The sequence below is a fragment of the Micromonospora globbae genome, from assembly GCF_036184225.1.
Taxonomy (GTDB): Bacteria; Actinomycetota; Actinomycetes; order Mycobacteriales; family Micromonosporaceae; genus Micromonospora; species Micromonospora globbae.
Genome location: NZ_CP108084.1, coordinates 4385731 through 4406161, shown reverse-complemented (window position 1 = coordinate 4406161; position 20431 = coordinate 4385731). Strand labels below are relative to the sequence as shown.

The 20431-nt window shown below is 72.2% G+C and carries 19 protein-coding genes and 1 other RNA gene; 14 read left to right on the top strand and 6 right to left on the bottom strand.

Annotated elements, in window-relative coordinates:
- Positions 1 to 34 precede the first annotated feature (34 nt).
- Complete coding sequence (locus OG994_RS19710) at positions 35 to 694, top strand: ComF family protein (protein ID WP_328853752.1); 660 nt, start codon at positions 35 to 37, stop codon at positions 692 to 694.
- 251 nt (positions 695 to 945) lie between these two features.
- Positions 946 to 1587, top strand: coding sequence for a ribosome hibernation-promoting factor, HPF/YfiA family (gene hpf, locus OG994_RS19705; protein WP_120330080.1), 642 nt, complete (start codon positions 946 to 948; stop codon positions 1585 to 1587).
- A gap of 151 nt (positions 1588 to 1738) precedes the next feature.
- On the opposite strand, the gene OG994_RS19700 is transcribed toward hpf, so the two are convergent.
- The gene (locus OG994_RS19700; RefSeq protein WP_328850570.1) at positions 1739 to 2848 is read right to left on the bottom strand and encodes a GNAT family N-acetyltransferase; all 1110 of its coding nucleotides are present in this window, start codon (positions 2846 to 2848) and stop codon (positions 1739 to 1741) included.
- Complete coding sequence (locus OG994_RS19695) at positions 2845 to 3999, bottom strand: GNAT family N-acetyltransferase (RefSeq protein ID WP_328850569.1); 1155 nt, start codon at positions 3997 to 3999, stop codon at positions 2845 to 2847. Before OG994_RS19695 ends, OG994_RS19700 begins: the two co-directional genes overlap by 4 nt.
- A 168-nt stretch (positions 4000 to 4167) precedes the next feature.
- Between OG994_RS19695 and secA the strand changes: the two genes are divergently transcribed.
- Positions 4168 to 7095: a preprotein translocase subunit SecA gene (gene secA / locus OG994_RS19690; RefSeq protein ID WP_120330077.1), complete on the top strand. Its 2928-nt coding sequence runs from the start codon at positions 4168 to 4170 to the stop codon at positions 7093 to 7095.
- 351 nt (positions 7096 to 7446) lie between these two features.
- Here secA and OG994_RS19685 read toward each other — a convergent pair whose 3' ends face one another.
- Positions 7447 to 7659: a hypothetical protein gene (locus OG994_RS19685; protein ID WP_328850568.1), complete on the bottom strand. Its 213-nt coding sequence runs from the start codon at positions 7657 to 7659 to the stop codon at positions 7447 to 7449.
- Positions 7660 to 8287: 628 nt separating this feature from the next.
- Between OG994_RS19685 and OG994_RS19680 the strand changes: the two genes are divergently transcribed.
- Positions 8288 to 8875: a hypothetical protein gene (locus tag OG994_RS19680; protein WP_328850567.1), complete on the top strand. Its 588-nt coding sequence runs from the start codon at positions 8288 to 8290 to the stop codon at positions 8873 to 8875.
- A gap of 111 nt (positions 8876 to 8986) precedes the next feature.
- Here the strand turns inward: OG994_RS19680 and OG994_RS19675 are convergent, their stop codons facing one another.
- Both OG994_RS19675 and OG994_RS19670 read right to left on the bottom strand, forming a co-directional pair.
- A complete protein-coding gene (locus tag OG994_RS19675) occupies positions 8987 to 9568 on the bottom strand; it encodes an Rv3235 family protein (protein WP_328850566.1) in 582 nt (193 codons plus the stop codon).
- 101 nt (positions 9569 to 9669) lie between these two features.
- Positions 9670 to 9897 carry a helix-turn-helix domain-containing protein gene (locus OG994_RS19670; protein WP_120330074.1) on the bottom strand — a complete coding sequence of 76 codons (228 nt, stop codon included), beginning with the start codon at positions 9895 to 9897 and terminating at the stop codon, positions 9670 to 9672.
- A 202-nt stretch (positions 9898 to 10099) separates the two neighbouring features.
- Between OG994_RS19670 and OG994_RS19665 the strand changes: the two genes are divergently transcribed.
- On the top strand, positions 10100 to 10609 hold the full coding sequence (locus tag OG994_RS19665) for a DUF6912 family protein (RefSeq protein WP_120330073.1): 510 nt from the start codon (positions 10100 to 10102) through the stop codon (positions 10607 to 10609).
- A gap of 48 nt (positions 10610 to 10657) precedes the next feature.
- Here OG994_RS19665 and OG994_RS19660 read toward each other — a convergent pair whose 3' ends face one another.
- Positions 10658 to 11866, bottom strand: a complete 1209-nt coding sequence (locus OG994_RS19660; RefSeq protein WP_328850565.1) for a hypothetical protein — start codon at positions 11864 to 11866, stop codon at positions 10658 to 10660.
- 266 nt (positions 11867 to 12132) lie between these two features.
- On the opposite strand from OG994_RS19660, the gene pruA reads away from it, so the two are divergent.
- The 9 genes from pruA to OG994_RS19615 all read left to right on the top strand — a co-directional run bounded on the left by pruA (position 12133) and on the right by OG994_RS19615 (position 20431).
- The gene (gene pruA / locus OG994_RS19655; RefSeq protein ID WP_328850564.1) at positions 12133 to 13761 is read left to right on the top strand and encodes an L-glutamate gamma-semialdehyde dehydrogenase; all 1629 of its coding nucleotides are present in this window, start codon (positions 12133 to 12135) and stop codon (positions 13759 to 13761) included.
- A gap of 153 nt (positions 13762 to 13914) precedes the next feature.
- Positions 13915 to 14430, top strand: a complete 516-nt coding sequence (locus OG994_RS19650; RefSeq protein ID WP_120330124.1) for a PadR family transcriptional regulator — start codon at positions 13915 to 13917, stop codon at positions 14428 to 14430.
- 73 nt (positions 14431 to 14503) lie between these two features.
- Positions 14504 to 15625, top strand: coding sequence for a peptide chain release factor 2 (gene prfB, locus OG994_RS19645; protein WP_120330070.1), 1122 nt, complete (start codon positions 14504 to 14506; stop codon positions 15623 to 15625).
- A gap of 118 nt (positions 15626 to 15743) precedes the next feature.
- A complete protein-coding gene (gene ftsE, locus OG994_RS19640; RefSeq protein WP_120330069.1) occupies positions 15744 to 16424 on the top strand; it encodes a cell division ATP-binding protein FtsE in 681 nt (226 codons plus the stop codon).
- Between the two features lie 71 nt (positions 16425 to 16495).
- Positions 16496 to 17371 (top strand): permease-like cell division protein FtsX, encoded by an 876-nt coding sequence (ftsX, locus tag OG994_RS19635; RefSeq protein ID WP_328850562.1) that lies wholly within the window; start codon positions 16496 to 16498, stop codon positions 17369 to 17371.
- Positions 17372 to 17520: 149 nt separating this feature from the next.
- Positions 17521 to 18000: an SsrA-binding protein SmpB gene (gene smpB, locus OG994_RS19630; protein ID WP_120330067.1), complete on the top strand. Its 480-nt coding sequence runs from the start codon at positions 17521 to 17523 to the stop codon at positions 17998 to 18000.
- Between the two features lie 104 nt (positions 18001 to 18104).
- Positions 18105 to 18480, top strand: a transfer-messenger RNA (tmRNA) gene (gene ssrA, locus OG994_RS19625).
- A 201-nt stretch (positions 18481 to 18681) separates the two neighbouring features.
- On the top strand, positions 18682 to 19152 hold the full coding sequence (locus OG994_RS19620) for a hypothetical protein (protein WP_328850561.1): 471 nt from the start codon (positions 18682 to 18684) through the stop codon (positions 19150 to 19152).
- A gap of 295 nt (positions 19153 to 19447) precedes the next feature.
- Positions 19448 to 20431, top strand: coding sequence for a hypothetical protein (locus OG994_RS19615; protein ID WP_328850560.1), 984 nt, complete (start codon positions 19448 to 19450; stop codon positions 20429 to 20431).

Here is a 20431-nt window from a genome sequence, read left to right as displayed (position 1 = left end):
CCTCGGCGGGCTCTGGGCGGACCTCGGCGACCTGGTGCTGCCCGCCGACTGCGCGGGTTGCCGGCAGCGCCGGCCCGGCCTGCGGCGCGGCGTCTGCCCGGAGTGCGCGGCGACGCTCGACGCGCTGCGCCCGCGGCCCGTGCGGCCCACGCCCGCCCCGCCGGGTCTGCCCCCGTGCGTCGCCCTCGGCCCGTACGCCGGTCCGCTGCGGGAGGCGCTGCTCGCGTACAAGGAACACGGCCGGCACGGGCTGGCCCGGCCGTTGGGCGCGCTGCTCGCCGAGGTGGTGGCCGCGGCCGTCGGCCCGGTGCGTCCCGTGGTGCTGGCCCCGGTGCCCGACACCGCGGCGGCGGCCCGTGCCCGCTACGGCGACCACATGGACCGGCTCGCCCGGCGCTGCGCCGACCGGCTGCGCGCGGCCGGCTGGCCGGTGCGGGTGCTGCGGCCGCTGCGGGCGCTGCCCCGGCCGGACTCGCTGACGCTCGACAGCGCCGGGCGTGCCGCGGCGGCCGAGGCGGCGTTCCGTGCCCGGCCGCGGGCCGACCGGGCCGGCGGCGGCGTGACCGTGGTGCTCGACGACATCGTCACGACGGGCGTCACCCTCGCGGCGGTGAGCCGGGTCCTGGCCGCCACCGGACGCGCACCGGCCGTCGCCGCGGTGCTCGCGGCGACCGAGAAACGGCACCAGTCGTAACCGTTCGTGTTGCAGTTCCCCCCGATCGTGTACGACTCGCGAAAAAACATGGCGGTCTTCGCGACTACAGGTGACTGCCTGGAGAACAGGAGTTAGCGTCGTGGTGTCGGGGGTAGGAGGGTCAACCCACCCGCTCCCGGCGGTGAAAGGAGGCGTAGCCGCACTGACCGGTCGTACGCCGAGCGGGGCCTCATCCCTAGGGGCGAGCGACCGGGTAACCGATCGAAGACCGTCCGAGCCAGGGAGGTCACGTGGACATCGTGGTCAAGGGCCGAAACGTCGAAGTGCCGGACCATTACCGGGTGCACGTAGCCGAGAAACTCGCCAAGATCGAACGCTACGATCACAAGCTCATTCGGGTCGACGTGGAGCTGTTCCACGAACGCAACCCGCGCCAGGCCGACCACTGCCAGCGAGTGGAGATCACCTGCATCTCCCGTGGCCCGGTCATCCGCGCCGAGGCCTGCACGAACGACTTCTACAGCGCGTTGGACGCCGCCATCGCGAAGCTCGACACCCGACTGCGCCGGGCGGCCGACCGGCGCCGGGTGCACCGGGGCCGGCACGCTCCCCTCTCCGTCGCCGCCGCCACCGCCGACCTGCCGGTCACCGACCTGGGGGCCGACGCGCTGGGCGCGCTCAGCGACAACGGCCGCGCCGCCACCGCCGTGGCCGAGCGGGTCGACACCGAGGAGGAGTACGACGACCAGCCCTGGCACATCGCGCGGGAGAAGGTGCACACCGCCGAGCCGATGACCGTCGACGACGCCCTGTTCCAGATGGAGCTCGTCGGCCACGACTTCTACCTGTTCCTCGACAAGGAGTCCGGCCGTCCGAGCGTGGTGTACCGGCGCCGCGCCTACGACTACGGCATCATCTCGCTGGCCATCTGACCCGGGCCGCGGCGACCAGGGAGCCGCCGTCCGCGGCTCCCTGGTCCCGTGAGCACGGCGCCACCGCGGCTTCCGGCCCGGCGCAGCGCGGCTTCCAACCGGGCGTCGGCGGGGCCTTCGGCACCGCGTCGGCGCGGCTCTGGGGAGAGCGTCAGCGCAGTTCCTCCGGCAGCAGGCCGAAGACCAGGTCGTCGAGCCGGGTGCCGGCCAGGCCGGGAAGCCGGCCGCGGAGGAGGCCCTCCCGACGGAAGCCCACGTTCTCGAGCACCCGCTGCGACGGGACGTTGTCGGGCACGGTGGCCGCCGCGAGGCGGGCGAGGCGGGCCGGCCCGAAGGCCCAGCCGGCGAGGAGCCGGACGGCCCGGGTGGCGTACCCGCGGCCCCGCCACTGCGGGAGCAGGGCGTACCCGATCGTGCCCTCGCCGGCGGCCGCGTCGCTCAGGGACAGTCCGCAGCTGCCGGCCGGGTCGCCGCTGGCCGCGTCCAGGATGAGCATCCGGGCGATGTCGCCCGTGAGCCACTGGCTCTCCGCGAGGCGGCACCGCCGCTCGATGGCGGCGCGGTCCGGCGGCACCGGGGGCGCCTGGTTCGCCACCACCTCCGGCCGGGTGTGCAGCCCGTACATCAGGTCCACGTCGTCCGGGCCCAACCGGCGCAGGGTCACCGTCCCGTCGGTCAGGTGGCCGCCGGGGAGGTCGGGCAGCAGCCGCGGCGTGGGGCCGGCCGGGTCGTCGGCGAGGCGTACCCAGGCCAGGAGGTCGTGCCGCCCGCCGCCCCGGGACGGGTTGGCGGCGCGGCGTACGCCCTCGAACCGGAAACCGGCGGCCAGCGCCACCCGCTGGCTGGCCGTGTTCTCCTCGTGGGTGAGCAGTTCCAGCCGGACGACGCCGGTGGCGAAGGCGTGCTCCGTGAGCGCCCGGGTGGCCGCCTGCGCCACCCCGCGCCCCCGCGCGGCCGGCGTCACCCAGTAGCCGATCTCCGCCTGGCCGCGGGTGGGCACCGGTTGGCTGAGCCCGACCCCGCCGAGCAGCCGGTCGGTGGCGGGGTCGGCGACGGCGTACGCGGCGCCACCGCCGGCCCAGGCGGCCGGCGCCCCCTCGGTGATCCACCAGTGGGCGTCGGCCTCGGTGTACGGGCTGGGCATCCCCGAGATGAAGCGCCGGGTCAGGGGGTCGGCGCAGCCGGCCACCACGTCGGCGGTGTCGTCGAGGCGGAACGGCCGCAGCCGCACCCCGTACGCCTCGACGATCTTCGGCGTCACGTCAGGTCCCCGGCGAGCAGCGCGCCCACCCAGACGTCGATCCGCTCGCCGCGGTGGGTGAGGCCGCCCCGGGCCGTGCCCTCCACCGTGAAGCCGGCCTTCTCGGCGACGCGCCGGGAGGCGGTGTTGCCCACGTTCGCCCGCCACTCGGTCCGGGCCAGGCCGAGGGTCGTGAAACCCCAGGTGCAGAGCGCCGTCAGCGCGGCCGGCATGTACCCCCGGCCGCGGGCGTGCGGGGCCGTCATGAAACCGACGTCGGCGAGCAGCGGGTCGGTGGCGGCGAGCCGCAGGTCGATCGAGCCGGCGTAGCGGTCGTCGGCGTCGGCGATCACGAAGGCGGCGCCGGTGCCGGCGGCCCAGGTGCCGCGTACGAAGTCGAGGAACGACTCGGCGTCCGACCGCTCGTACGGGTCGGGAACGGTGGTCCAGCGGAGGGTGTCCGGGTCGCGGCAGGTCCGCACGACCGCGTCGAGGTCGCGTTCCTCCATGGGGCGCAGCCGTAGTTCGGCGGCGCCGGCCGTGGCGAAGAGCACGGGCTGCGGCCGTCCGAAAACGGCGGCCCGGCGGGCCTCCAGGCTGCCGGGGCCGGCGGGGCCGGGTGTGCCCGGTGCGGGCACCTCGCCGGGCAGGAGGGAGCCGATCCAGCCCTCGGGCCGGCCCTCGGGAGCCGGGTCGGCGAGCCGCAGGCGGCCCTCGACGCGGAACCCGGCCCGGAGCGCGACCAGCCGGGACGCGTGGTTGCCGACCTCCGCCTGCCAGACGAGCCGGCGCAGTTTCAGCGCGTCGAACGCCCACCGGGCCACCGCGCGGGTCGCCGTCGTCGTGACGCCCCGCCCGCGCGCCCAGGGGGCCGCCCAGTACCCGATCTCGGCGCTGCCGAGGCGGGCGTCGAGGGTGACCAGTCCGCAGGAGCCGAGCAGTTCGCCGGTGGTGGCGTCGCAGACCGCGAACGGGGCGCCGGTGCCCTCGGCCCAGGCCCGGGGCGCCACGTCGGTGACGAACTCCCTGGCGTGCTCGGGCAGGTACGGGCGGGGTACGGTGGTCCAGCGCTGGATGTCCGGGTCCTGGCAGGCGCGGTGGACGGCTTCGGCGTCCTCGGCGCGCCACGGGCGCAGCAGCAGGTCGTCCTCGCTGATCTCCACGGGCTCCACCCGAGCATCGTGCCGGATCGTTCGCCCACGGCGTAACCGGATATCCCCCGACCATCGAACCGTCTGAGCGTTACATCCTTTTTGCCGCTCCTGTCCCCCGCCACCAGTGACCATCACCCCGATGGAGCGCCTACGATGGTTCGAGACCGTCTAGGGGAGCGTTGATCCGTGTCGATTCTGGAAAGGGTCCTCCGCGCTGGCGAGGGCCGTATGCTGCGTCGGCTGAAGGCCATCGCGGCCGCCGTCAACTCGATCGAGGACGACTACGTCAACCTCACCGACGCCGAGCTGCGTGGCATGACCGATCAGTTCAAGGAACGGCTGGCCGACGGCGAGACCCTCGACGACCTGCTGCCGGAGGCGTTCGCGGTGTGCCGGGAGGCCGCCGCCCGGGTGCTCGGCCAGCGCCCGTACGACGTCCAGGTGATGGGCGGCGCGGCACTGCACTTCGGCAACATCGCCGAGATGAAGACCGGTGAGGGCAAGACCCTGACCTCGGTCATGCCGGTCTACCTGAACGCGCTCGCCGGCAAGGGCGTGCACGTCGTGACGGTCAACGACTACCTGGCCCAGCGCGACGCCGCCTGGATGGGCCGGGTGCACGAGTTCCTCGGTCTCACCGTCGGCGTGGTCCTGCCCAACCGGCCCGCCGAGGAGCACCGGGCCGCGTACGCGTGCGACATCACCTACGGCACGAACAACGAGTTCGGCTTCGACTACCTGCGCGACAACATGGCCTGGTCGAAGGAGGAGCTGGTCCAGCGCGGCCACTTCTTCGCGGTGGTCGACGAGGTCGACTCGATCCTGATCGACGAGGCCCGGACCCCGCTGATCATCTCCGGTCCGGCCGAGCACTCCGCCCGCTGGTACCAGGAGTTCGCGGCCGTGGTGGCCCGGCTCCAGCCGGGCAAGGACGGCGAGGGCGACTACGAGGTCGACTACGCCAAGCGCACCGTCGCCATCACCGAGCGCGGCGTGGCCAAGGTCGAGGACCGGCTCGGCATCGACAACCTCTACGAGTCGGTGAACACCCCGCTCGTCGGCTACCTGAACAACGCGATCAAGGCCAAGGAGCTCTACAAGCGCGACAAGGACTACATCGTCAGCGACGGCGAGGTCCTCATCGTCGACGAGTTCACCGGCCGCATCCTGCACGGCCGCCGCTACAACGAGGGCATGCACCAGGCGATCGAGGCCAAGGAGGGGGTGGAGATCAAGCAGGAGAACCAGACCCTCGCCACCATCACCCTCCAGAACTACTTCCGCCTCTACGAGAAGCTCGCCGGCATGACCGGTACGGCCCAGACCGAGGCCGGGGAGTTCAACAAGGTCTACAAGGTCGGCGTCGTGACCATCCCGACCCACCGGCCGATGATCCGGCAGGACCGGCCGGACGTGATCTACAAGACCGAGAAGGCCAAGTTCAACGCCGTCGTGGAGGACATCGCCGAGCGGCACGAGGCGGGCCAGCCGGTGCTCGTCGGCACCGTCTCCGTCGAGAACTCCGAGATCCTCTCCCAGCTGCTGCGCCGCCGCGGCATCCCGCACTCCGTGCTGAACGCGAAGTTCCACGCCCGGGAGGCGGAGATCGTCGCCCAGGCCGGGCGCAAGGGCGCCGTCACGGTGGCCACCAACATGGCCGGCCGCGGCACCGACATCCTGCTGGGCGGCAACCCCGAGTTCCTCGCCGCCAACGAGCTGCGCCAGCGCGGTCTCGACCCGGTGGAGCACGAGGAGGAGTACGCCAAGGCGATGGAGGAGGTCCTGCCCAAGTGGAAGCAGGCCTGCGACGCCGAGGCGGAGGAGGTTGCCGCGCTCGGCGGTCTCTACGTGCTCGGCACCGAGCGGCACGAGTCGCGCCGCATCGACAACCAGCTGCGTGGTCGCTCCGGCCGGCAGGGTGACCCGGGCGAGTCCCGCTTCTACCTGTCGCTGCAGGACGAGCTGATGCGGCGGTTCCGCGCCGGCGCCGTCGAGGCGGTGATGGAGCGGTTCAACATCCCCGAGGACGTGCCCATCGAGTCGAAGATGGTCACCCGCCAGATCAAGAGCGCGCAGGCCCAGATCGAGGGCCAGAACGCCGAGATCCGCAAGAACGTCCTGAAGTACGACGAGGTGCTCAACAAGCAGCGCCAGGTCATCTACGCCGAGCGCCTCCGGGTGCTCAACGGCGAGGACCTCTCCGAGCAGGTCCGCAACATGATCGACGATGTCGTCGAGGCGTACGTGCGGGGCGCCACCTCCGAGGGCTACGCCGAGGACTGGGACCTCGAGCAGCTTTGGGCGAGCCTCAAGCAGCTCTACCCGGTGGGCCTGACCATCGAGGAGCTGGAGGAGGAGGCCGGCGGCTCGCGGGCGAGCATCGACGCCGACTTCCTGCTCGCCCGCCTCAAGGAGGACGCGCACGCCGCGTACGACCGGCGCGAGGAGCAGCTCGGCGAGGAGGCCGTGCGCCAGCTCGAGCGGATGGTCCTGCTCCAGGTGATCGACCGGAAGTGGCGCGAGCACCTCTACGAGATGGACTACCTCCAGGAGGGCATCACCCTCCGGGCGTACGCCCAGCGCGACCCCGTGGTGGAGTACCAGCGCGAGGGCTTCGACATGTTCGCCACGATGATGGACGGCATCAAGGAGGAGACCGTCGGCTTCCTCTACAACCTGGAGGTCCAGGTCGCCGAGCCGGAGCCGGAGGAGGCCGAGGAGGTCAAGCTGCTCGACAAGCCGGTGGAACTGCGGGCCAAGGGCCTCAACCGGACGCCGCAGCAGCAGGGTCTCCAGTACTCCGCGCCCACCATCGACGGCGAGGCCGGCGCCGGTGGCGTGGCCGTCGAGCAGGCCGAGCAGACGGCACCGGCGCTCGGCGTCGGACGTCCCACGAAGGCCGCCCCGGCCGCGCCCGGCACGACCGCGCCGAACGCGCCGCAGCGCCCGACGAGCGGGATGAGCGGACCGGCCGTAGCCTCCTCGGCGGCGGCTCGCCGCAGGGCGCCGGGCGAGGCCGAGGCCAGCAACGGGCCGTCCCGCAACGCGCCCTGCCCGTGCGGGTCGGGCCGCAAGTACAAGCGCTGCCACGGCGCGCCCAACGGCGCCGCCTGACCGAGCTGAACCGCGAACGTGGAGCCGGGCCGCAAGGCCCGGCTCCACGTCTGTTTGCGGGTGCCGTTGATCCCGGCGACGAGCGGCAGGGTTCGGGGACGGGCAGGCGGCCGAGCGGCTGCGCGGCGCCGCCCACGGCAACGACCCCGTTGCGAGGTTGGGGCGAGTCCACTCCCACTGGATCGGTCCTGTCGACCTGCCCCATATCTGGGACAGTGGCCTCCCCGCTGTGGAAACGGGCGAGATGGCGTCATCCGGGTCGGTCGGTCGGTGGTCGCCTCGCCGTCCCCGACGACGGCGCGGCGGGCGGGTGGGGATGGCGGCGCGGCATCCGCGGAACCCGGACACACCTCAGGCCGGCGGCAGCGGTGGACCCGGGGGATCACGGCCCGCCAGCCCCTGGTGGCGCGTCACGTCCAGCCCGGCCATGTCGAGCCCGGCAGCGTCGAGGCCGGCCATGTTGAGCCGGGCCGCGTCGAGCCCGGCCATGTCGAGCCGGGCCGCGTGGAGCCTGGCCGCGTCCAGCGCGGCCTTGTCCAGCCCGGCCATGTCGAGCCTGGCCATGTCGAGCCTGGCCGCGTCGAGCCGGCCGCGTCCAGCCCAGGGGTGCCTCGCAGCCTGCCTGCCCCAGATCTGGGGCAGCTCGACAGGACGCGAGCACATCCATGTCGGCTGCGAAACGGGCTCCGGGGTCACGTTGGTCGCTCGCTGGGCCGGACGGGACGTCGGCGCCCACCGGCTCCAGCAGCCCACGGAAGAACGCCGACACCTGTCGGTGCCTCGTCGGGAGGCTGTGGAGCTGATGTCGTAGACGTTTCAGCTCGAAAGCGGTCCGACAGCTCCAACGAACCCGCCGGGTGAGCGATCGCCGAATGTCCGGTCGTGGGTGGTCTGGGGTGTGGTCGGTGGCACTCTGGGGCCGGAATCGTGGGCGGGCCGGGGTCGTTGAACACCCCTGACGGCCGAGGTAGCAGGCCCCTGGCCCGCGTGGTCCGCTCGATCGGTGGGGGCCCCCGGAATGATGGCGGGCCGCCGGTCGTTGGATACGGACCCGGCCCGGTGCGGCACCCCCGCCCACCACAGGCCGCGAGACTTTCCCCCCTTCGAGCGCACCCCCGTGCTCGTTCCCCTGAGATCCACGCCCTGATCCCCCGAACGGGTGTGGACCTTCACCCCCTGAGGAGCTTTGATCATGAACACGATCCTGCGGAAGAGCATGCTCAGTGTCGCTGGTCTGGCGTTCGCCACCGGTGTGGCCGCCGGCCCCGTGACCGCCCACGCCGCCCCGGTGCACGAGGCGAAGCCCGTCGCGGTCGTCCACACCGCCGACAAGCCCGACACCGGGAAGCTGATCCCGCACGGCACCCAGGGCGCCCAGTCCCGCATCGCCCTGAACGACGAGCAGACCGCGAACGCGAAGGCGATCATCGCGGCGACGAAGAAGGCCGGCCTGCCGGAGCGGGCGGCGGTCATCTCCATCGCCACGAGCCTTCAGGAATCCAAGCTGGAGAACCTGGGCCACCTCGGCGACGCCAACGACCACGACTCGCTGGGCCTGTTCCAGCAGCGCCCGAGCTCGGGTTGGGGCACGCCGGAGCAGATCACCGACCCCGAGTACTCCACCACCGCCTTCCTCAAGGGCCTCAAGCAGGTCGACGGCTGGCAGGACATGCCCCTGACCGACGCCGCCCAGACCGTGCAGGTGTCGGCGTACCCGGACGCCTACGCCCAGTGGGAGCAGCAGGCCGCTGACCTGGTGGCCCAGTACTGGAACAGCTGACAATCGCACAACCCGCACGCTGGCCGGCACCCCTAAGGGGCTGCCGGCCAGCGGCGTATCCGGTTGCGTCAGGCCAAGGGCCGCCGCGTTCAGGCCCGGCCCCAACGGCGTTCAGAGCACGTGCAGGGCCACGCACAGCCAGCGCCCCCGGCGGTGCTCCAGCCGGAGCGCCAAAGCCCAGCTACGCCCACCCGCGCCCGTCAGCACCGCGGCGACCTCCACCGCGTCGGGGCGTACCTGGGCGGCCCGCAGGCGGCGCAGGTGGACGGTGGCGCGGGCGGTCCGGCGGCGCGTCGGGCCGGTGCGGCCGGCGGCCCGGGACAGCTCGGGCAGGAGTTCGTGCGCCCGCGCCGGGTCGAGCAGCGCCCGCAGCTGGTGCGGCGGGCGGTAGCCGTTGAGCACCTCCACACAGGTGCCCACGAAACGGTGGGCGGCCCGCGTGGCCTCCGGCGATGCGGTGACCAGCGCGGCCGGTGGCAGCGGCGCGGCCGGGCCGCGTCCCGGGCCGGGTGGCACCGGCCGGAGCCGCCGCTGCGGCGGGTGACCGTCGGGCCGCGTCGACGCGAAGAGGTCGAGGGCGAGCTGGCCGTGGGGCGCGGGCGACCAGGTGTCCTCGTCGGCGTACGGGGGGTCGAGCGGCGGCGCGGGCCGGAGGCGGACGGGAGGCCGGGACGGCCCCGGGCGGCGGTTCATCGGCTGCTCCAAACCCTACGTTTGCCTTCGTTTGCCTTCGGCAGACTCATATTGTTGAGCAGGACGTAGGGATTGGTCAATGCCGCAGAGCGACGTGGAGGCTACTCCGGGTCGCGCTCGGCGAGCGGGTTGCTCCGCACCCACTCGGCCGTCTCGTCGTACTTCCGCTGGATGTACTCCTCCAGCCGCGCGCGCTCCACGCGCCACTGGCCGCGGCCACCGATCTTGATGGCGGGCAGCTCGCCGCTGCGCACCATGTGGTAGACCTGCGAGTCCGACACGTTGAGCTCGGCGGCGACGTCGGACAGGAGCAGGAACCTCGGCTCCACGGAGACTCCCTCGTTTGGTTTCGTTCGCTTCAGTTTGCCATCATCCGCCGACACGAGCCCGCGCCCGTTCACGGCACCGTCGCCGGACACACCGGGGCGGAACTTCCACCGGTCGGGCGCCGGGTGTATGACGGTCACGGCGTACGGCATGATCGGCGCCCGGGCCGGCGCACGCCGGCAGAGGACCTGAGCGGGAGACGACGTGACCGACCAGCTTGTCCGGGTGTACGTCCCGGCGACCGTACCGATGCTGGCCCGGCTGCGCGAGCACGGGCTCGACGCCGCCCGCGCGCACGCCGTCACCCCCGGCCTGCGGGAGTGGTACGCGGAGGGCGACGAGGAGGAGCTGGAGTACGTCGCCTTCACCCGCGCCGCCCAGGACGCGCTGCAACTGCTCCGGGCCGACCCCGCCGCGCCCCGCCGCCGGGTCGTCGTCTCCGCCGACCTGCCGGCCTCCGCGGTCGGGCGCGGCGACGGGGAACTCGGGTCCAGCACCGTGGCGCTGGCGGCCCCGGTGCCGGTGAGCGCGGTCGCGGCGATCCACGTGGACGGCGGGGACGCGGTCCAGGATGTGGCCGCCGCCGCGGAGGTGGTCACCGAGGCGCTCGCCGGCGATCCGGACGCACAGTTCACCGTCGACGGTGCCGAGGACCACGAACTCGAGTGGTACGACGTCACGGAGCTGGACGTGTTGCTGCGCACCGTGTCCTGATGGGCGCGTCAGCGGTGGCGCCCGCCGCCCGGGTCAGCGCGCCCGGGGTCAGCGGGCGGCGCCCGCCGCCACCGTCTCGTCGGCCGGCTCGTCATCCGGCTGGGCCGGACCGAGCGTGCGCCCGAACGCGATCAGGGCGGTCAGCGCCCCCACGAAGAGCACCCAGATGCCGTTGTCCACCCGCGAGGTGCCCAGCATGGTCTGGGCTACCGAGTCCGCCTCGCTGAGCGCGCCGGCCAGGTCGATGAGCGTGCGCCCGCCGACCCGGATGATCACTTCGGCCAGCAGCAGGAGCAGGCCCGGCCCGGCACCGGCCAGCAGGTACGCGGGCCAGCGGGGCGCCGGCGCGTCCGGCTCGCGGCGGGCGGCGCGACGGCGGGCCCACGTGAGGTAGCCGAACGCCAGCAGACCCGCCACCAGCCCGGCGAGCAGGGACTCGGTGCGGGACACCCACTTGGCGGCGTTGACCAGCGACTCCTGGGTGTCGCCGGCGCCGAACAGGTCGAAGAGCCGGCCCCGGGCGCGGCTGAACGCGACCACGAAGATCAGTACGCCGAGCGCCGAGGCCACCACGGCGCCCACCACGGGGGTGGCGCGGGCGCCGGCCACGGCTCCGCCGATGATCGCCGCGGCGACGGTGGTGCCGGCGATGACGTTGGTCGTGGCGGTGTCGGCGTACGTGAGGTTCACGGCCACCGCGGCGGCGAGCCCGATCAGCAGGCCGGACCCGGTCGCCGCCAGGAAGCGCACGGTGGCGCGGTCGGCGACCCGGGGGCCGAGCAGGTCGACGCCGTAGAGGGCGAAGGCGGCGCCGGCCACCAGCGCCGCCGAGATCACCCCGGGCAGCGCGAAGGCGGAGAGGCTGATGGCCGTGACGCCGGCCTCCGCCGAGTGGATCGCCTCCCGGGTGGACCAGAGCATCGCGGCCAGCCAGGCCAGCGAGAGCAGCCCCAGCAGCGCCGCGGCCGGCGCCCGCCCGCCGCTCCGCGTGGCGTCCGTCCCGGGCTCGTCGACGGCGGCCTCCGCGTCGGCCGCACCGTCGGCCCCGGCGTCCCCGTCGGTCGTGGCCGCCGCGTTGGTCGTACCCTCGACCGCCCGGCCCTCCGGCGCGTCGCCGTCGCGGGCGCCAGCGGCCTCGTCGCCCGCCGGGTCGGTGACCGCCGTGGTGGCGGCCTCACCGGCGGTGGTCGCCGCGCTGTCGCCGACCGCGGACTGGTCCGGCTCCGCGGCGTCAGGGCCGCCGGGCTGCTTGGTCATCGTCTTCCCTTCGCGGGGTCGGCAGGTCACCGGCCATCCAGGGTAGCCGCCTCCGATGCCCCCGCTCGCCGCCCGCCCGTCCCGCTCGCCGCCGGCGTGCGGGGACGCGGAACCGGGGGAGCCGGGTCGGCGTCCGCGCGTGGAAGAATCACGGCAGGTCCCGCCGCCGTGGCCGGTCAACCCGGCGCGACGTGCGGTGTCCGGCCGTCCGGTCGGTGCCCGCGGGTCCGGTTCCGCCACCGCTGTCGAGATCGCCAGGAGCCTTCATGGACGCCGTGTTCTCCGTACCCGAACCGCGCAACGAGCCGGTCCGCACCTACGAGCCGGGAAGTGCCGACCGGGAGCGGCTCCAGCGACGGCTGGCCGAACTCGCCGCCGAGCGGATCGACCTGCCGATGACCATCGCCGGTGAGCAGCGGATGGCCGGCGGCGAGCCGATCAACGTGGTGCAGCCGCACAAGCACGCGCACGTGCTGGGCGTCACGGCCCACGCCACCCACGACGACGCCCGCGCGGCGGTCAAGGCCGCCAAGGAGGCCGCCCCGATGTGGCGGGCGCTTCCGTTCGAGGAGCGGGCGGCGATCTTCCTGCGCGCCGCCGACCTGCTGTCCGGGCCGTGGCGGGACACGCTCAACGCGGCCACCATGCTCGGCCAGTCGAAGACCGCCGTGCAGGCGGAGATCGACTCGGCCTGCGAGTTCATCGACTTCCTGCGGTTCAACGTCCACTTCGCCCGCCGGCTCCTCGCCGAGCAGCCGCTCTCGTCCCCCGGCACGTGGAACCGGTTCGACCACCGGCCGCTCGAGGGCTTCATCTACGCGGTGACCCCGTTCAACTTCACGGCGATCGCCGGGAACCTGCCCTCCGCGCCGGCCCTGCTGGGCAACACGGTGGTCTGGAAGCCGGGCCCCACCCAGCAGTTCGCCGCGCACTTCACCATGCGCCTGTTCGAGGCGGCCGGCCTCCCGCCCGGTGTGATCAACATGGTGACCGGGCGCGGTGAGGAGGTCTCCGACGTGGTGCTCACCGACCCGGACCTGGCGGGCATCCACTTCACCGGCTCCACGAAGGTCTTCCAGCACCTCTGGCGGACGGTGGGCGAGAACATCGCCCGCTACCGGGGCTACCCGCGGCTGGTCGGCGAGACCGGCGGCAAGGACTTCGTGGTCGCGCACGCGAGCGCCGACGTGGACGCGCTGCACACCGCGCTCATCCGCGGGGCGTACGAGTACCAGGGTCAGAAGTGCTCGGCGGCGTCCCGCGCGTACATCCCGCGGTCGATCTGGGAGGGCGGGCTGCGGGACCGGCTGGCCGCCACCGCCGACGGGCTGGCGTACGGCGACGTCACCGACTTCAGCAACTTCGGGGGCGCGGTGATCGACGACAAGGCGTTCTCCCGGCACACCGCCGCGCTGGAGCTGATCTCCGGCGACGACACCTGCCGGATCCTGGCCGGTGGCACCGCCGACGACTCGGTCGGGTACTTCGTCCGGCCGACGCTCTTCGAGTGCACCGACCCCGCCCACGAGACCTTCACGACCGAGTACTTCGGGCCGATCCTCGGCGTGCACGTCTTCGACGACGCCCGCTTCGACGAGGTGGTGGCCCAGGCCGAGTCCATCGCCCCGTACGCGCTCACCGGGTCGATCTTCGCGACCGACCGCCAGGTGATCGACCGGGTGGCGGAGACGATGCGGTACGCGGCGGGCAACTTCTACATCAACGACAAGCCGACCGGCGCGGTGGTCGGGCAGCAGCCGTTCGGCGGCGCCCGCGCCAGCGGCACCAACGACAAGGCCGGCTCCTGGCACAACCTCGTCCGCTGGATGTCCCCGCGGACGATCAAGGAGACGTTCGTCCCGCCGACCGACCACACCTACCCGCACATGGGCTGAGCCCCTGCCGCCGAGGGGCCCCCCTCCGACCGGACGGGGCCCCTCGGCGCCTCAACGGACTGTCGTCCGCCGACAGTGCACATTGGAAGTCCTGTCGGGTGGCAAAATGCCAAATCCTGGACGCCGCGACGGCAAAGTGGCAGCGTAATGGCCATGGCGGATTCCGGAGTCAACCCCACGGCGGCGGCCCTGCTGGGGCTGCTGCACGAGGGGCCGATGACAGGCGGCCAGCTGATGGCCGCCGCTGAGCGCCGTCTGGCGCCGTACTGGTCGATGACCCGCAGCCAGGTCTACCGCGAGTTGCCGGTCCTGGCCGAGCGGGGTCTGGTGCGGCTGGGCAAGCCCGGGCCGCGGTTGAGCCAGCCGTACGCGATCACCGCGGCCGGGAAACGGACATTCTCCAAGTGGTTGGCCGAAAGCCCTGGTCGGGACACCATCCGTAACCCGATCGCGCTGCGGATGGCCTTCGGCAACCTGCACTCGCCCAGCCAGCTCAAGAACCTCTACGCCGAGGCGAACGAGTACCACACCGAGGCCCTGGCGCGGGTCCGGGAGCAGGTCAAGAACGCCAAGAAGGAGGGCGAGACGTACGACGCGAGCGCCCTGGAGTTCGCCGTCGCCTACCACAAGGCGGCGCTGTCCTGGCTGAAGAGCGCCCCCGTCGGGTGACGCCCCGCCTTTCTGCCCGCCACCACGGGGCTCGCACGCTGACTCCGCGCCCGTCGCAGTACGCTTGTCAGTCGTGACCGCTGCCGACTACGCCGAACAGCTCAAGGAACTCGACGCGACCCTGCGCAACATCGAGTCCGTCCTCGACCTCGACCGGCTGCGTGAGGACAAGGCCCGGCTGGAGCAGGAGGCCTCCGCTCCGGATCTCTGGGACGACCAGGCCAAGGCGCAGCAGGTGACGTCGCGGCTGTCGTACGTCAACGGCGAGATCAACAAGCTCGCCAGCCTCCGCTCCCGCCTCGACGACGCCCAGGTGCTCCTGGAGCTGGCCGAGGCGGAGTCCGACCCGAGCGTGCTCGGCGAGGTGGAGAGCGAGATCACCGGGCTGACCAAGGCCATCCAGGAGATGGAGGTCCGCACCCTGCTCTCCGGCGAGTACGACTCCCGGGAGGCGCTGGTCGCGATCCGCGCCGGGGCGGGCGGGGTGGACGCCGCGGACTTCGCCGAGATGCTGCTGCGGATGTACCTGCGCTGGGCGGAGCGGCACGGCTACCCGACGGAGGTGTACGAGACCTCGTACGCCGAGGAGGCGGGCCTGAAGTCGGCCACCTTCGCCGTCAAGGTGCCCTACGCGTACGGGACGCTGAGCGTCGAGTCGGGCACCCACCGGCTGGTCCGGATCAGCCCCTTCGACAACCAGGGCCGCCGGCAGACGAGCTTCGCCGGCGTCGAGGTGCTGCCCGTCGTGGAGCAGACCGACCACATCGACATCCCGGAGAACGAGATCCGGATCGACGTCTACCGGTCCTCGGGCCCCGGTGGCCAGAGCGTCAACACCACCGACTCCGCGGTGCGGATCACCCACATCCCCACCGGCATCGTGGTGACCTGCCAGAACGAGAAGTCCCAGCTGCAGAACAAGGCGTCCGCGCTGCGGGTGCTCCAGGCGCGGCTGCTGGAGCGCAAGCGCCAGGAGGAGCAGGCCAAGCTCCAGGGCCTCAAGACCGAGGCGGCCGGCTCGTGGGGTGACCAGATGCGCTCGTACGTCCTGCACCCGTATCAGATGGTGAAGGATCTCCGAACCGAGCAGGAGACCGGCAATCCGAGCGCGGTCTTCGACGGCGACCTGGACGAGTTCATCGAGGCCGGGATCCGGTGGCGCAAGCAGCGGGAGCTTGCCGGCGACACTGCGTGACGGCCCGTGGGCGCAGCGCGTCGTCGATCTCCGCACAACCGGGTAAATCGATGACGCGCACCGCATCGACGGGGCGTGGGACTTGGCTCTCCGGTTACACCGCGTAGACTCACCACCCGTGATTCAGCTTGAGCAAGTGACGAAGACGTACCCGAAGGCGTCCCGGCCTTCGCTCGACAACGTGTCCGTCTCGATCGAGAAGGGCGAGTTCGTCTTCTTCATCGGTCCCTCCGGCTCCGGCAAGTCCACAATCATCAAGCTGCTGCTGCACGAGATCACGCCCAACAAGGGCCGGGTCATCGTGAACAGCAAGGACGTCACGTCGATGCGGTCGTGGAAGAGGCCGCACTTCCGGCGCTCCATCGGCTGCGTGTTCCAGGACTTCCGGCTTCTGCCGAACCGCACCGCCTACGAGAACGTGGCGTTCGCTCTCGAGGTGATCGGTAAGACCAAGGCGGTCGCCCGTCGGGTCGTGCCCGAGGTGCTCGAGCTGGTGGGTCTCGGCGGCAAGGAGCACCGGTACCCACACGAGCTCTCCGGTGGTGAGCAGCAGCGCGTCGCGGTCGCCCGGGCGTTCGTGAACCGCCCGCTGATCCTGCTCGCCGACGAGCCGACCGGAAACCTCGACCCGGACACCTCGATCGAGATCATGCGCCTGCTGGACCGGATCAACCGCACCGGCACGACCGTCGTGATGGTCACGCACGACTCCAACATCGTGAACCAGATGCGCCGCCGGGTCATCGAGATCGAGAGTGGTCGCATCGTGCGTGACCAGGCCCGCGGCGTCTACGGGTGAGCCGAGGCGCACACCCCCGCCGTACGACCTGACGACGAACACCTCATGCCGGAGACCCGGAGGAATTCCCGATGCGGATGAAGTACGTCCTGTCCGAGGTACTGGTCGGACTGTGGCGCAACGTGACCATGACCATCGCGATGATCATCACGATGGCGGTCTCCCTGACCATGCTCGGCGCCAGCGGTCTGATGTACCGCCAGGTCGACGACATGAAGGACTTGTACTACAAGAACATCCAGGTCTCGATCTTCCTGAGCCAGGAGGTGACCGACCAGCAGCGCACCGACCTGGAGACGCAGCTGAAGAGCGACCCCCTGGTGAAGGAGGTCCTCTACGTCAACAAGGACGAGGCGTACAAGCGCTTCCAGGAGATGTACCAGGACGCACCGGACCTGGTGAACGCCGTGAAGCCGGACCAGCTGCCCGAGTCGTTCCGCATCAAGCTGGTCAACCCCGAGCAGTACAAGAACATCTACGACCAGTACAAGGACACCGCCGGCGTCGACGAGATCGTCGACCAGAGCCGGTTGCTTGACAAGATCTTCGACATCCTCACCGCGATCCAGAACATAGCCCTGGCCGCCGCGGTGGTGATGGCGATCGCCGCCCTGCTGCTGGTCGCGAACACGATCCAGGTGGCCGCGTACAGCAAGCGGCGTGAGGTCGCGGTCATGAAGCTGGTCGGTGCGTCCAACTGGTTCATCCAGGCGCCGTTCGTGCTCGAGGCGGTCGTCGCCGGCCTCATCGGCGCACTGCTCGGCCTGGTGGCCCTGATCCTCGCCAAGTACCTGCTCTTCGACGGGTCCCTACAGGCGCTGGAAGGCCTACTCTCGCCGGTCAGCTGGGGCGACATCCTCTTCGTCTTCCCCTTCATGGCGGTCATCGGCGGCCTGGTCAGCGCCGTCACCGCGTGGGTCACGCTCCGCTTCTACCTGCGCGTCTGACCGCCGTACGGGTCGTCCCGCATCGTCGACAGGGGCCCTCCCGCGCCGGAATAAACGGTGCGGGAGGGTCCTTGTCATTCCGGTAGCATGATCTCCGCCGTCGGGCCGGGTCGCCCGGTCGGCGGCACGCAGGAAGGGAGGTGGCGCCGATGCCACGGGAAAAGGGACGCAAGGTGGTCGCCTCCAACCGCAAGGCGCGGCACGACTACGCCATCCTCGACACGTACGAGGCGGGCATGGCGCTGACCGGCACCGAGGTCAAGTCGCTGCGCGCCGGGCGTGCCTCGCTGGTGGACGCGTTCGCGCAGGAGCGCAACGGGGAGATCTACCTGTACGGCATGCACATCCCCGAGTACACGCAGGGCACGTGGACCAACCACGAGCCCCGGCGTACGCGGAAGCTGCTGCTCAAGCGCCTGGAGATCGACCGGTTGATCGGCAAGACCCGGGAGGCCGGCCTCACCCTGGTGCCGTTGCAGGTCTACTTCTCCGACGGCTGGGCCAAGGTGGAGATCGGCCTGGCGAAGGGTAAGAAGTCCTACGACAAGCGGCAGGACATCGCCAAGCGGGACGCGGACCGCGAGATCGCCCGCGCCACCGGGCGGCGCCGTAAGGGGATGGATGACTGATTTGTCCGCCGTGGGCGGGTGTCGCGTCCGGGCCGGGGCTCGGGATGAAACCCGTTGCGGCAGGCGTTAGGCTAGACGGTGCTGCGAACAAGGCAGCCTGTCGAGGGGGTGACTGGTTTCGACTTCGTGCGTTGCGGCAGGGGAAGCGAGCCGAGGAAGCCGACGTCGTCTCGTGAATCGATCGTCGGAAAACAATAAGCGCCAAGCAGAATCGCGCTGACTTCGCTCTCGCCGCCTGAGGCGGGTAGCGAGTCTGTCGGCCTGGGAGTGCCTTCGACCCAGTTAGCCGGCATCAGCTAGAAGGCTGGCCAATCGGAACCGGTCGCGGGGTCCGTGCGGCGAGATCAAACAGCGACTGGGCCCGTCACACCGACTCGCTCGCGTGATCGGTGGGGCCGAGTAGAGGCACAGCGAGCTGCGCTCGGAGAAGCCCTGACAAGGCGGCGAAGGACCCGGGTTCGATTCCCGGCACCTCCACCAACGGCCTGTGCGCCCCGGTCCACCCGGACCGGGGCGCACAGTCGTTTCCGGCGCTGTTTCCGGCGATCGTCCTGTGGCTCCTGTGGCCTGCGGGAACGGTGGTGCGGACGGGACGGATGAGGCGATGGTGGGCCCTGGACAGCCGCCACCGCCGGGTCCACCATCGGCGTACGCGGTCAGACGTACGCGCGGGAGGTGCCCATGGTCACCCAACCGATCCGGCAGCCGTCAACCGTCACGGGAACGCGCCAGCGACCCGCGGCCGACCCGCACCCGGCCTCCCTCCTCGGCGACCTGCGCGCCCTCCTCCGGACGCTGGCCGTGCCGGCCGAGGAGCCGTGCTGGCGGGAGCACCTGGTGGTGCAACTGGCTCCGCTGCGTCGGGGCTTCGCCGAGCACGTCCGGGTGACCGAGGGGCCCGAGGGTCTCTACGCCGAACTGCTCGCGCAGGCCCCACGGCTGGACCGCGGCGTGCGCCTGCTCGCCCGGGAGCACGTCACGATCACCGCGGCGCTCGCCGCCCTCCAGCACGCCGCTGAGCTGCCCGGCGTGTCGGCGCACGAACTGCGCGGCCTGGCCTCGCACGTGCTGCGGGCACTGTCGCGCCATCGGCAGCGCGGCGCCGACCTGCTGTGGCAGGCGTACGAGACGGACCTGGGCGGCGAGACCTGACCGACGGGCCGGCGGCCGCGTGTGCGACGACCGGGACGCGGGCGTACCCGTGATGGCGGCACCACCCCGTCGCGCGGCCTGTCGAGCTGCCCCATATCTGGGGCGGGGCGCGGGCGGGGCGAACCAACCGTCCACGCCTGGTGCCCCATTTCCGGGGCAGCTCGACAGGGACGGGGTGGTGGAACGCTGTGGAGCTGAGTCGGCACAACCGGACCGACCGCGGCGACCCCACGATCGCCGGGGCCGGCAGCGGGAACGGCGGGAACCGGGCGGCCGGGACGACCGTCGAACGGGTATGCGTCGATCAGCGCTCCTGCTGGGCCTGCCCCTGCTGATGCTCGCCGTCGGCTGCGCGCCGGCCGGTTCCCAGCCCCTCGTCGCCCCGACCGGTTCGCCGATCACGGCGGTCCCGGGCAGCCCGGACCACCGCTGGGAGGGGTTCCACCAGCGCGCCGCCGACGTCGCCGGGGCGTGGCGGCCGGGCGAGGCGTGGACGCGGGGGTACGTACCGCTGGAGGGGCCCACTCTCGTGACGGGCGACCCGGGATTCACCCGCGACGCCGAGACGGCGTTCCTGGCCGGCTGGTACCGGGAGCAGACGGACCTTCCCGCCACACGGCCCGCCGACGGCACCATCCGCTTTCCCGACGGCACGCTGACCGTCCCGCTCGTGAGCGCCGCGGAGGCGTACCGGGAGCTGGACCGGGGCGACCCGCCGCCGTGCCCGGGGCGGCCCGCGGCGCCGCCGCGCCCGAAGGACGGGCCCATCGTCGAACCCGGCCCCGACGGATGGGCCACCAGCTCACCGCAGACCGCGTGCACCCCACTGACCGTCACGGCCGTACGGCTCGGCACCGCCGCCGTCCGGACCAGTCGCGGTGAGGCGCGGGTGCCGGCCTGGCTCTTCACCGTCGAGGAGCTGACCGCCCCCGTGGCCCGGCTCGCGGTCGCGCCGTCGGCCGTCGGCGCCGTGCCCGAGCCGAGCGGCGCGCCACGACCCGCCCCCGACGGCGTCGTGGGGGCGCAGGACCTGCAGGCGGTGGAGGGCACCCGCCTCACGTACCGGCTGGGGGTCGGCGCCTGCGACACGGACATCACCCCGCTGGTGCAGGAGCGCGAGGACGTGGTGGTGGTCGGCGGCGGGGTGACCCGGGCCAGCGGCGTCTGCACCGACCAGCTCCAGCTCGCACCGGTCACCGTCACCCTGAAGGCGCCGTTGGGCGCGCGGGCCGTGCTGGACGTGGTCACCGGCGCGCCGCTGCGGATCGGGTCCCGCTGA

What these genes read in the sequence shown, in the direction of transcription:
- smpB (WP_120330067.1), top strand. Translation starts at nt 17,521, where the DNA reads ATGCCACGGGAAAAGGGACGCAAGGTGGTCGCCTCCAACCGCAAGGCG.
- OG994_RS19660 (WP_328850565.1), bottom strand. Translation starts at nt 11,866, where the DNA reads ATGACCAAGCAGCCCGGCGGCCCTGACGCCGCGGAGCCGGACCAGTCC.
- OG994_RS19680 (WP_328850567.1), top strand. Translation starts at nt 8,288, where the DNA reads ATGAACACGATCCTGCGGAAGAGCATGCTCAGTGTCGCTGGTCTGGCG.
- pruA (WP_328850564.1), top strand. Translation starts at nt 12,133, where the DNA reads ATGGACGCCGTGTTCTCCGTACCCGAACCGCGCAACGAGCCGGTCCGC.
- OG994_RS19615 (WP_328850560.1), top strand. Translation starts at nt 19,448, where the DNA reads ATGCGTCGATCAGCGCTCCTGCTGGGCCTGCCCCTGCTGATGCTCGCC.
- OG994_RS19650 (WP_120330124.1), top strand. Translation starts at nt 13,915, where the DNA reads ATGGCGGATTCCGGAGTCAACCCCACGGCGGCGGCCCTGCTGGGGCTG.
- OG994_RS19675 (WP_328850566.1), bottom strand. Translation starts at nt 9,568, where the DNA reads ATGAACCGCCGCCCGGGGCCGTCCCGGCCTCCCGTCCGCCTCCGGCCC.
- OG994_RS19685 (WP_328850568.1), bottom strand. Translation starts at nt 7,659, where the DNA reads ATGGCCAGGCTCGACATGGCCGGGCTGGACAAGGCCGCGCTGGACGCG.
- OG994_RS19620 (WP_328850561.1), top strand. Translation starts at nt 18,682, where the DNA reads ATGGTCACCCAACCGATCCGGCAGCCGTCAACCGTCACGGGAACGCGC.
- ftsX (WP_328850562.1), top strand. Translation starts at nt 16,496, where the DNA reads ATGCGGATGAAGTACGTCCTGTCCGAGGTACTGGTCGGACTGTGGCGC.